11 protein-coding genes are annotated in these 10,924 nt (G+C 51.7%); 7 read left to right on the top strand and 4 right to left on the bottom strand.

Features of this window, described 5'->3' with window-relative positions:
- Nucleotides 1-404 precede the first annotated feature (404 nt).
- From ACR0K1_RS25050 to ACR0K1_RS25040, 3 genes are all read left to right on the top strand, one after another.
- Nucleotides 405-950 (top strand): TetR/AcrR family transcriptional regulator, encoded by a 546-nt coding sequence (locus ACR0K1_RS25050; RefSeq protein ID WP_480852257.1) that lies wholly within the window; start codon nucleotides 405-407, stop codon nucleotides 948-950.
- A gap of 123 nt (nucleotides 951-1,073) precedes the next feature.
- Nucleotides 1,074-1,487 (top strand): ester cyclase, encoded by a 414-nt coding sequence (locus ACR0K1_RS25045; protein ID WP_480852256.1) that lies wholly within the window; start codon nucleotides 1,074-1,076, stop codon nucleotides 1,485-1,487.
- Between the two features lie 263 nt (nucleotides 1,488-1,750).
- Nucleotides 1,751-2,827, top strand: coding sequence for a DUF2652 domain-containing protein (locus ACR0K1_RS25040; RefSeq protein ID WP_480852255.1), 1,077 nt, complete (start codon nucleotides 1,751-1,753; stop codon nucleotides 2,825-2,827).
- 328 nt (nucleotides 2,828-3,155) lie between these two features.
- Here ACR0K1_RS25040 and ACR0K1_RS25035 read toward each other — a convergent pair whose 3' ends face one another.
- The gene (locus ACR0K1_RS25035) at nucleotides 3,156-3,812 is read right to left on the bottom strand and encodes an exonuclease domain-containing protein (RefSeq protein ID WP_480852254.1); all 657 of its coding nucleotides are present in this window, start codon (nucleotides 3,810-3,812) and stop codon (nucleotides 3,156-3,158) included.
- A 401-nt stretch (nucleotides 3,813-4,213) separates the two neighbouring features.
- Here ACR0K1_RS25035 and ACR0K1_RS25030 point away from each other — a divergent pair, with 401 nt between their 5' ends.
- On the top strand, nucleotides 4,214-5,182 hold the full coding sequence (locus tag ACR0K1_RS25030) for a DUF6635 family protein (protein ID WP_480852253.1): 969 nt from the start codon (nucleotides 4,214-4,216) through the stop codon (nucleotides 5,180-5,182).
- A gap of 323 nt (nucleotides 5,183-5,505) precedes the next feature.
- Here ACR0K1_RS25030 and ACR0K1_RS25025 read toward each other — a convergent pair whose 3' ends face one another.
- A complete protein-coding gene (locus ACR0K1_RS25025) occupies nucleotides 5,506-6,216 on the bottom strand; it encodes a DEAD/DEAH box helicase family protein (RefSeq protein ID WP_480617359.1) in 711 nt (236 codons plus the stop codon).
- A gap of 555 nt (nucleotides 6,217-6,771) precedes the next feature.
- Here ACR0K1_RS25025 and ACR0K1_RS25020 point away from each other — a divergent pair.
- From ACR0K1_RS25020 to ACR0K1_RS25010, 3 genes are all read left to right on the top strand, one after another.
- Nucleotides 6,772-7,560: a hypothetical protein gene (locus ACR0K1_RS25020; RefSeq protein WP_480617357.1), complete on the top strand. Its 789-nt coding sequence runs from the start codon at nucleotides 6,772-6,774 to the stop codon at nucleotides 7,558-7,560.
- A gap of 303 nt (nucleotides 7,561-7,863) precedes the next feature.
- On the top strand, nucleotides 7,864-8,433 hold the full coding sequence (locus ACR0K1_RS25015; protein ID WP_480617355.1) for a hypothetical protein: 570 nt from the start codon (nucleotides 7,864-7,866) through the stop codon (nucleotides 8,431-8,433).
- A gap of 74 nt (nucleotides 8,434-8,507) precedes the next feature.
- On the top strand, nucleotides 8,508-8,756 hold the full coding sequence (locus tag ACR0K1_RS25010; protein WP_480617354.1) for a ParB N-terminal domain-containing protein: 249 nt from the start codon (nucleotides 8,508-8,510) through the stop codon (nucleotides 8,754-8,756).
- Here the strand turns inward: ACR0K1_RS25010 and ACR0K1_RS25005 are convergent.
- Nucleotides 8,748-9,761: a fatty acid desaturase gene (locus ACR0K1_RS25005; protein ID WP_480852252.1), complete on the bottom strand. Its 1,014-nt coding sequence runs from the start codon at nucleotides 9,759-9,761 to the stop codon at nucleotides 8,748-8,750. The genes ACR0K1_RS25010 and ACR0K1_RS25005 overlap by 9 nt on opposite strands.
- A gap of 72 nt (nucleotides 9,762-9,833) precedes the next feature.
- Complete coding sequence (locus ACR0K1_RS25000) at nucleotides 9,834-10,040, bottom strand: cold-shock protein (RefSeq protein WP_170430361.1); 207 nt, start codon at nucleotides 10,038-10,040, stop codon at nucleotides 9,834-9,836.
- Between the last annotated feature and the right edge of the window lie 884 nt (nucleotides 10,041-10,924).

The raw sequence follows: 10,924 nt of genomic DNA, 5'->3' as shown, positions 1-10,924 counted from the left end.
CATGTTGAAACCTGTTCGAAAACTATTCGATGGGAACAAACGTCAGATCACGCATGTTCGTCAAATAGTCCCCAGAGTTTGCGACACATCCGCTGCAGGCGCGAAACCCATCTAAAATCGCGTATCAACCTGCGGGATCATGAATAAAGAACCGACGCACGCCTAGGTCCTGATCTGACGTCGATAAGGCACCCCGAGCCTTTTCTCCATGATCGTGTAGTCCAAACTGACCCGCTGTGCTGACAAGATACAGTTGCGGGACCGGCCACCCGCAGCAACTCACGAAGATTCTACCTCGCGGAACGGGTTTTCCTGATCTTGCTCAGACGGTGCGTGTTGCGATTTTCAAATGATCATTTTAATATTCACCGATGGGTAGACCAAGATCATATTCGCGCGAAGCCGTGGTTGAAAAAGCCATGGGTGTTTTTTGGCAAAACGGCTACAAGGCTACGTCAATAAGTGATGTCGTTCGCGAAACCGGGCTAAACACGGCTAGTATGTATAAGGAGTTTGGGGACAAGGAGGGATTGTTCTCAGCGACTCTGGATCATTATCGTGATCATGTCATCAGGCCGCGCTATCGTATTCTGATCGACAATCCGAATTTAGAGGGTGTCGAAATGTTTCTTAGAAATGTTTTTTTGGGAGCCGCCAAGTCGGAATACAAGGGCTGCCTGATGATGAACCACCTTGCGCAGAAACATGTGATAAGTCCTGAGGCCGCTGAACAGGTGGGCGCGTTCTGTGCAGAGGTGGAATCACTGGTTGAAGCCGCTCTTCGCAATGCCCAGGCAGAGGGAGACATCGGGCCGGACAAGGACACGGCGCAGCTTGCAAGCTTTGTTGTTTTTTGCGTTCACGGAACCGTCTTGTATGGGCGGCACGACGAAAAAAAGCACGTGATACCAAATTTCTACGACATGATCATGAGCGAAATTCGCGAGTGAGGTCGATCACTCATTTATTTTAAAATTGTTTTTTTAAAATAAATGTTCTAAAATTATCTCATCCAAACAGAACTGACGGCGACGAAGCGCCGGACGTAAGGAAACAGGGATGGGAGAAACACGATGAGTATTTCCGAAACGGCCATGGCCTTCTTTGATGCGTGCGAAACAGGCAAAGGCTGGAACGTCTGCAAGGCATACTGTCAGGATGGTGCCGCATTTGCATGTCAGGCAGATGCATTGGCTGAAATATCGACAATCGAGGGTTATTCTGGCTGGACGGCAGGAATTTTAACCCCGATCCCCGATGGCAATTACGATATCACTTCTTTCTCGACTGATCACGAACGAAACATTGTAACGGCCACAGCAGTATTCAGCGGCAAACAAACCGGTGAGGGTGGGCCGGTTCCTGCCACAGGCAAGGAAATTGCAACCAACTATGCCTACGTTATGGAATTTGAAGGCGGTAAGATCGCCCGAATGACCAAGATCTGGAACGACGGGCACTCTCTAAAACAACTCGGATGGGCGTAGGGCCATCGCTTTAGTGGCGCCGCCTTTTAGCGGCGGTGATACGTGAATTGGTGACCACTTCGGCCTTTCGCTTGCTACTAAGCCTCTGAGCTCCCAGCCTACTGTTGATGACGACCGTCTATGGCGAGTTTCAGCCCGAAGTGGTTTTGAGCCCTGTGTGAAACGCAAGCATTCCGCAGATCTGGCGTCAATTGACCTTGAGGGTTAATCGCCAGTGCTACAGAAAAAGTAATCCCGCCAAACACTCTTTTGGGGAGTACGCCATGTCAACTCAAACTGGATATCTGTTGATCGCCGATATATCCGGATACACCCAATTTCTGACATCGTCAGAAATGGATCATGCCAATCCGATTTTGCAATCTTTGCTGGGAGTGCTGATCGAACAAGTGGGTGATCCGCTTCATTTTTGGAAAACCGAAGGCGATGCGGTTCTGGCATATTCGACACGGCAAGATTTCCCCTCTGGCGAGACCTTCCTGACCATCTGCGAAAACCTCTACAACGCATTTGCTCTTCGTCGGCAGGACATAATTGCCAACACAACCTGTACCTGCAACGCGTGTGCCAATGTAGGAGGATTGGATTTGAAGGTTATCGCCCATCATGGCCAGTTCGAAGAAATGCAGCTTGGCTCGGTAAAGGACTTTTCCGGCGCCGACGTTATCCTGGTCCACCGAATGGCCAAGACGAACGTTGTTGAAGCCACCGGTGTGCGTAGTTACGCGCTGTTCAGCGAAACCGCTGCAAACGCCATGGATATCAAGAGCATAGTGGAACCGTTTTCGCAGGAAATCGAACATTTTGGCGAGGTTTCAATGATGGTCTACGATTTGGCAAAATCGTGGGAACATTTACGTGCCAATCGTGAGCGTCATTTCCTGACCGAGGAAGACGGAGTTTGGACGTTCCGCCATCATTTCGATGCGCCGATTGCAGTCGTCTGGGAGGCGTTGGTGGCGCCGGAACTAAAGCTGAAATGGATGAACCGAGTACAGAAAATCACCGTCGACAGACCACAAGGGCGTCTCGGCAACGGGTCGGGTTATCATTGCTCTCACGAATTGGCGGACTTTTTCTATCGCATCACTGATTGGGAACCGTTCGACTATTTCTCGACCTGCATCCAGGATCCGGCGCGCACTGGGGTGAGCTTGCCCGAGACATATCAACTGACGCAAACGAACACTGGCACCGATCTGCGATACACACTGGGTCAGGCGACGGATGCCGAGGGCAATAGATCGGAAACCTCAGAGCAGGAGGTATCAGCGTTTCTGGCAGAATTCTGGGCAACATCGTTTTCTGATCTGGACGAACAACTCCACGCCTCGACCTAAGAGTGCTTTGCTGAGTGGCTTGCATTGCACAGGTAACCGCGAATTGCCGCTTACCATGTGTACGATATCTGACGACATCGCCCCCCGGACGCCGGAGCAACAGTAGCAAATTCCCATAACCTGTTTTTCAAGATTTAGCCAATGGTCCCACCCGTCACATACTCAAAGCCCCCTGCCCCGCTACTAACTAACCACATATACAGCTCATCCCCAAAATTCGAGCAAAGCAGAATTTGTGATGACTGCTTCAGCAGAGCCGAAGTTCGCAAACTGCGTAACATCAGACGATCAGTTCGTCGTTCAGTAGCATCTTTTAGACCTTGACCGTTTATCTCTCGGATGGATTTCCGAATTGGAATTTCAATTGGCGGTTTGTCCTGAGATAAGACAACGGCGTCCCTAAAGTCTCCTCTGCTTTCAAGATCACAGAAGCTGAAGCACGGGCGTCTTCACCAGCATCATGGTGATGAAACTCAAGGCCGAGATGCTTCTTAAGATTTGCCAACCCGTGCCCACCGGCGCCCTTCAACGATGGCCATGCTCGACGGGCAATCGACACGCTATTCGTCCAATGCGACGAGATCATTGGCAGGCCATACCGGGCACAAGCAGCCGTCATCGCCATTTCATCGAACGTACTGTGTTGCACAAGGTGGTGGGTGTTCAGAACTTCAAACAAGGACGCGTAGACCATTGGGAAAGTTTCAGCCCCAGTCACGGTTTCAGCGGAAATCCCGTGAAGCTCAGTATTGAAAGCCTCAAATGGTCCCTCGGGATCAATCAGGACAGAATAGGTTTGCAAAGAACCTGCGTCGCTAACAAAACAAAGCCCGATCTGGCATATGCTACTGATAGATCTGCCCGCTGTTTCGACGTCCAACGCTATGAATCGAAAAGGCCCTGCAGGCGGCGTACTAAGATGCCCAAATCTGTTCAATGTGTCCACCGTTTGGGCGTGCTGCGCCGGTCGAATTTCATCGGCCATCGCTACACGGGTCGAAAACTGAGTATCCTAGTTCTTGCGGGCCAAAGGATTATTGGCAAGTCATTCTCGTCCTCAAATAGTGCAGCCTGCCTATGGGATGCTTCGCTCAACGGCCCGTTACCGACATTCGACGTATTTTCAGATTTTAATAGTCGACTTCCCAAATGCCGCCATTCGTGCACAGAGCGGCATTTTGAGTTGCTGAGCGACAGCAATGCCTGAAAAGTGCTGTTCGAAGTAAAAGCACAAACGGACTGGTGAACAAGAAGCCTCGTCAACGTTCATGCAGCAATGCTCACTTGATAGGATATGAAGTGAGTAGTTAACCGGTTGGCATGCCACTCCGTGAAACAGTATAAGACGTTTCTTGCACAACAAGACAGGGATCGCGGGTCACCACCATGAGGTCGCTATCGAACCCCACCGTGGCAGTCGATAAGGTTGTCCGTCCGAAAGTCCGTGAATACTTTATGGACCGGCGGGCTGAGGTGGATGTGTTTGTGGCAAGGCATTTCACCTGGCCCGGAACACTTCTCCTTCACCGGTCGGCACTCGGATGGGACATTTTGCGCGCCCCGATGAATGTGGTGCTGTCGCCAATCCTGGTGCTGACGCGGATCGCGGCATATCTTTGCCGCCGTGCCCGGTGGGGTGGCGGCGCGGACTGGCTGGCCTCACGGCGCATCCTGTTGCGCACCACTGTGGCGCGCAGGGTCGAAGCCTGCGTCGTGACCGATCTTCTGAAACTGTCGTTGGCGCAAGGGGCTGCGGCTCGTAGTCCGGACGCGCTTTCGCGCGCCATCCTTGCTGCACCGAAGTTTCGCGAAATGATCCGAAAACGTGAAAGCGCGGCCGATGCGGAGGCGCTCGGCCATCGAATGGCGGGCGCGATTTCCGAGTATGCAGCAACTCGGTCTGCCGTTGCCGAGATGACTACAGTGCTCTGTGCACTTATTGTTGGTGCACTGGTCTTTCAGGCGCTAACACCGGGCATGATCTCGATGGCGCCGGGCGTTGCTGATGCTATGGCAAGCACCAATGCCATCACGGAGTTTCCGCTGGGTCAGACAATTGGCGGGATTTGGTACGGGTTTTTCCCGACGGGCGCATCGCCCTGGCTTACCGCCGTCACCATGGCGGGGCTTGTCATGATCGGATCGGTTTTCGCCGCGTTCGCAGGTGTGTTTGCCGACCCTGTTCAGAGTCGCCTTGGCATTCACCGCCGCCGCCTTCTTCGTCTGATCGATACACTCGAGATGGAACTTACCGGGCTAGGACAGAGCCCCTTCGTCGCGCGTGAGCATTTCTACGCCCGGCTTTTGGACCTCTGGGATGCCGGTGCGGGCGTATTTCGCATTTTCCGGAACTGACGCTAAGACTTGGAGGCGAGGCTCGGCCGCTACCAGTCATTCATCGTGCCCCTCACCGCCGCAGCGCCGCTTTCGTATTGCGCCATTCGTGCAGAGCGCAGCATTTCCACCTCGGCAATGACTGGGTCGCAGGACAAAGCTGCCCTAGGCTCAATGATTGCTGCTGACCGCTCGCAGCCCCAAAGCGGACCTTCGCAACCAAGCTTTGCAAATTCCGAAATGCCAACCGAACAGACCTTTGTCCGAGGCTACACCCGATACCAGTTTTCAACTTCTCGGGCGGCTGCTTCGACTGTAAAAGTAGTCTCTACCTCTGCGATTGCCTACTTTACTTCGTCTGAGCTAGCACTGAGTTCTAAGACGTTCGCATCCAGATCATGGGCTGATCCGGCATTTGAATAAATCGTATCGACCACAATTCTGATGGCGTTTCGGTGTTGCAGCAGGTGCTCAAAAAACCGCACATAAATCATCTCCTCGTACGGAGAATGAATATCCGCTTCAGAGATCAAGCCCAATTCTGAGGCCTTGGCACACGTCAAACGCCAAGCCAGTTCCATTGTGGATGGTGGCGCGTCCCAGGCCTCATCAGGATGTTTTGGGTTCGCAAACGTAGATCTTCGAATAGCTTCGAGATTGGCACGCAAGCTCTTTGTAGGAACAGGATAGATGAATGTGGTTTCCTCGGATGCTAAGGCTGGTTCAACCTGATTCGGCTGCGCCTGGATGAACTCGGAAAACCTGTTTCCGATGATAGGGACTTCTCCGACAATCAAGTCTGTGGGGTCGGTATTCTCCGCCAGCCATCGCGCCAGTGCTCTCCGACCCCACAGCCCGGCAGCCTTTCGGATCAACGGATGAGTTCCATCCGAAACATCTGGATACCTAGCGAGTAGATCTTCGGTCTGAAACGCCGCGAGACCTGTATCCCAACGCATAATATGCACGCGACGTCCCAAGGAGACCGAAATGGATATCTGCTGACGCAACAGGAATGACTTTCCTGATGCTGGTAATCCAGTGAAGAAAACCATGCGGCAACGACGTGCAGCGTCGGCCAGGTGTCTTACAATCTCAGTGTCCGCAAAACTGTCGATAGAAATTGCGAATCTCCTAGTTCGGTGTCGGCAATAGGCTGGAGCGGCGAGCGTTCACCACCTCCAAGATTGTTGCCCAAGAAATCCGGCGATTTCACAGATGAATTGTCAACCTAAATTGCCCCAAAGTGAATTTTGCCTCTCAGTTATTCTCTTAACCACCTAATAACTCGCCGGTCTCAAAAATTGACCATTCCGCAGCACACGCTTCTTGACGAGCGTGCGTCCTTGACTCTTCACAGACTAGGAACGACAAGAGTGCATTGGTAAAAAATTACTCGCCGCCGCGATGCTGCCGGTTACGATAATCCAATGGCCTTCAGACTAATTGTAGCATGTGCCTCAGCATAGGAACGGGTTCCGCTGGGGTCTTCGCTATGAGCTCGTTGCTCGCAAGCATTTGCAACTGTCACCTGACATGCCCCTGTCACCGCGTGACCTAGGAAAGAAGGCGCCGTATGAACAACACATGGCTCTTAAATTGCGTGCTTGATGCCCGATAGATCAGGTCTCAGGCTCCGTTTCGACCATTCATTCATCGTGTTTGCTCGCTGCATTCTTTGTTTGATCCCGACACTTTTGGTGTTTCTCTCAGGAACGCAGCTTCCTGCTCAGGTCGCGGGCAATGCCGATGGGTCTGTTTGTGACGAAGGTTTCGAAAACAAGAACGGATCCTGCCAAAGAACAGACTTACCAGAAAACGCATTTTTGACGGGTAGCGCCTATGGCAGCGGCTGGGAATGCAATCACGGTTTTCAGAATGTCGGAGAACTCTGTGAGGAAATAAGAGTTCCTGAAAATGCCTATCTTACATCAACAGGAGATCAGTGGGAGTGCAATCGGCTGTTCCAGCGTGTTGGAGAAGAATGTGAAGAAGTGATTCCGCCTCAAAATGGGTACGTCGAAACCCGGTTTGGCGTGCAGGAAATACACTGCAACTGGGGATTTCGTAAGGAGAACCAGGATTGTGTTGCAATAGAGGTCCCAGAAAACGGCCGTCTGAGCGACAAAAGAAGCTCGGATGGATGGGTATGCCTCAGAGGTTACTGGGCAGCGGAGAGCGGCTGTAAACCTATAGCAATTCCACAGCATGCATATCTTGCACCTGAAACTTATTCTGGATGGAAGTGCGAACGTGGTTTTCGCGCAAACCGGGACAGGTGCGTCGCGATCCTTGTCCCTGCAAATGCTCACTTAAATCGAAGAGGTGATGGTTGGGAATGTAATCGGCCGTTTACACGACAGAACGATACGTGCACCGAAAGTGTGCCGCGACAATAAGTTGGTGGAAACCAAAGCCGCCTGACAAATCCGGAAGGACTAAGCCGTGAACCATAACTCGATTGACGAAAACCTGGGAAAGAGCCTCAAAGCCGAAAAGGCGCGTCGCCGGTCCTACAGGATTAAGATATCTATTGCGTCAGCAGTGTGTGTTGCGGCGATAATTGTAGTGGTGTTTCTCTGATGCGTAAAAATACCCCTCAGGTAACCCTCCCGGACTCAAAGATGTCAGCTCGTGGTCTGGGACAAAGAGCATTTCAGGACCGCAGTGTTCGTACGACGCGGAACGCTGACGTATCTGGAGTGATTGAGGAAGAATTTGGAAAGTACTTGATTAAGGCTGGCGTTCTGAGCGGCAATAGTGTTGCACGGGCATTTCCCAAGCCGCCGGCTAAAACGCAGGCAATGATTGCCGATGCAGTTGGAGAAACACCAGCATTGGCCATTGAAGCCTTAAAAGAAATTCTGGAAGAAAGAGACAGGAAGCGTAGCGGTCAACGCCGTTTGGAGGGAAACTCCGGCACCTTCGTTCCCAGTGAAAGAGAATATACCGAGGCATTGCGCCAGATCAGGCTCACCCCTGCGCAGGTCACAATGCTCAAAGCACTTACAATCGCGGGCAAGGACGGTCTGACCATTGGTCGCTTGTCTCAGGCAGCCGGTTACAAATCGCGAGAGGCGTCCATCAAGGTTTTTAAGAAAATAGGACTATTGATCGCAGAATATCTGGAGCTCGAACTTCCCGAAGCCGGATCGGCACAGAATGATGGCGCCGCGCAGGTCCTCGCATTTTCTCACATTGAAAGTGACGATGAGCCCGCGACTTGGATTATGCATCAGGAACTGCGAGACGCTGTTCGTTTGGTTCTATGACGTACGTTTTAGCCCGCGCTTTTAAGGCGAAATCTGAACCGGAACAAATGCACGAAAGGTTGCTGACGTAGCTTATGTTGGAGAAAAGACCATATCCGCTCGACCTGATCTATGTACCTGTGAAACGGGCGAAAACACTTGATCAGCAAAAAGTCCTGACGCTGGCCGATGATATCCTGAAGAACGGCCAGAAGACCCCGATCCAGATACGTTCGGACAATAAGAGGTTTGTACTAATTGAAGGCCTTCACCGACTAGAGGCCATTCGCGCCTTGGGCGGTGATACGGTCGAAGCCTATCTGGTACGCGCCAGACTACACTAAATGCCTATTGGAATTGGCGTTCGACAAAGCCTCGGAAAATGTGAGCAGGCGTTGACTTTTTTCATCCCAAAGATGCAATCGTGCACAATGAAAGCTCTCATATAGAGTAATACGCTGGCAATTTTCTAACGCAGAATGGTCACGCAAAACTTCGTTTAGCCGGTAAAACGGTATGCGGCTGGCAAGGTGGTGAACATGGTGTACGCCGATATTGGCAGAGAACCAACGCAGGATGCCTGGTAGGGCATAGTGAGAACTTCCATAGAATGCGGCGTTCTGAAGGTTCCACCCCTCTTCCCGGTCCCAGGTCGTGTGTTCAAACTGGTGTTGAATATAGAAAAGCCAAATACCAATCGATGATGCGACAATCATGGTTGGTAGGAAAACATACGCCAAAACCTCAATGCCTCCGGCCCAAAAAACCAGGGCCAATGTCCCTGCAATTGCGGCGTTTGTTCCCATCGCACTTGCCCAGTACAGCCAGCCCGAACGCATGAAACCAAGAGGCAAACGGTTTTGAATAAAGAACGTATAGATCGGCGCAACACCGAACAGGAAGACGGGGTTCCGGGTCAGACGATACGCGGCACGCCCGAACCAATTCCGCTTCAGGTATTCCTCAATGGTCAATGTAGGGATGTCACCCATACCACGCCGATCAAGGTTACCGGTTGAGGCATGGTGAATCGCATGGCTTTGCCGCCAAACGTCATAGGGTGTCACGGTAAGAACACCTAGAACCCGGCCGGTCCAATTGCATGCGTTGCGGTTTCTAAAGAAAGATCCATGACCACAATCATGCATAATGATGAAGATACGGACCAGAAATGCGGCATTCAGGACGGCCAGTAGTACTGCGATCCAGACACTAAAAGATAACGCAAACCACGCTAGGGCCCATAGCACGAATAAGGGGGCAACAGTGATCGCAAGTTCAATAACACTTCGCTTAGCATCGGCCACACGGTATTGCGCGAGCACCCGCGTCCAGTCTTTAGGTTGCAAGTTACTAGTTCTCCACCGGCTTTTAGTCGCCCATTGTTCAAACGGGCACCCAATAAGGGTGCCCTAAAAAGGTCAGGCGAGTGCCAGATTGGCGGCGCTGTCGCGTCCGTCACGGCCCGCTTCAACGTCGAAGGTAACCTTCTGGCCGTCCTTCAATTCGCTGATGCCGGAACGTTCAAGTGCCGAGATATGCACGAATACGTCGCGCTTGCCATCTTCAGGCTCGATAAAGCCAAAACCTTTGGTCGAGTTGAACCATTTTACTGTGCCATTTGCCATGGTGGAGGTCTCCTAATACTTGCCGCCCGCATCATTGCGGCGACTCGGCGTGGTCGGTCTGAATCGAAAGACTGAACGCCGAATTGGGGAGACAGCAGGTCGAAAAAGAAAAACGTAAGCCTTGTGTATATGGACTTCGAGTACACACAATACAAGCCTAGATACTTTGGAGGACAACAGAGAATTTGAACCTGTCTGGCTTAGAACTAGGCAAGTAGAGGTGAAACCATTGCTCTTCGACCCAAACTTGAAGGTGGCTTGGATCAGCGGCACAGAAGACCAACGACTGTTTTTAGGAGATTATCCTGCTGCAATCGAAATAGCGATATCTGGAGCAATGGCCGGCCCCTTATCTAGTTTTCGACGAGAGCGATGACTGGGCCTACTCGTGTACCTCCAATCGATATCCCGACTTTACTTCATTCCACGCAGACATTTGCGTGGCGCATCACAACATGAAATGGACAATGGTGTTTACGCATGAACAGCCAGATTTGGGACCCTATCTCGCATTCAAATCGGAAAACGTGAATTGACGGAATTTACCAAGCATTGAACAGAGTTTGGTATCGCGTCAGGTTAAGCTGTCCAAATCTCCGCACGCTCTGAGCCTCAATTCGGTTGAAGCGCTGCGGTTCGCGATACCCTCCCGACGATTCTAATGCACCCAAGACGTGGTTTGTAACGGTTCGTTGACACCGATCAAAGCGCTGGAAGCCAGGATCTGCTAGTGCCCTCGCAAGCATAGGGACAGGAGATGAAAGCATGGGAATGGCGACGGCCAATAGCGTCCAACTAGACGCAAACAGTTCGGTGGCATCAGACAAAGCGAAGCTGGTTGTGAATGGGATACAGTCTACGCCGAGCCCTGAAAAGGTCCGCCA

The organism is Ruegeria sp. F5, from assembly GCF_056533845.1.
The sequence above is the reverse complement of the archived record's forward strand: the minus strand, read 5'-3'. Positions and strand labels throughout refer to the sequence as shown.

What these genes read in the sequence shown, in the direction of transcription:
- ACR0K1_RS25045 (WP_480852256.1), top strand. Translation starts at nt 1,074, where the DNA reads ATGAGTATTTCCGAAACGGCCATGGCCTTCTTTGATGCGTGCGAAACA.
- ACR0K1_RS25040 (WP_480852255.1), top strand. Translation starts at nt 1,751, where the DNA reads ATGTCAACTCAAACTGGATATCTGTTGATCGCCGATATATCCGGATAC.
- ACR0K1_RS25035 (WP_480852254.1), bottom strand. Translation starts at nt 3,812, where the DNA reads ATGGCCGATGAAATTCGACCGGCGCAGCACGCCCAAACGGTGGACACA.
- ACR0K1_RS25030 (WP_480852253.1), top strand. Translation starts at nt 4,214, where the DNA reads ATGAGGTCGCTATCGAACCCCACCGTGGCAGTCGATAAGGTTGTCCGT.
- ACR0K1_RS25025 (WP_480617359.1), bottom strand. Translation starts at nt 6,216, where the DNA reads ATGGTTTTCTTCACTGGATTACCAGCATCAGGAAAGTCATTCCTGTTG.
- ACR0K1_RS25020 (WP_480617357.1), top strand. Translation starts at nt 6,772, where the DNA reads ATGCCCGATAGATCAGGTCTCAGGCTCCGTTTCGACCATTCATTCATC.
- ACR0K1_RS25010 (WP_480617354.1), top strand. Translation starts at nt 8,508, where the DNA reads ATGTTGGAGAAAAGACCATATCCGCTCGACCTGATCTATGTACCTGTG.
- ACR0K1_RS25000 (WP_170430361.1), bottom strand. Translation starts at nt 10,040, where the DNA reads ATGGCAAATGGCACAGTAAAATGGTTCAACTCGACCAAAGGTTTTGGC.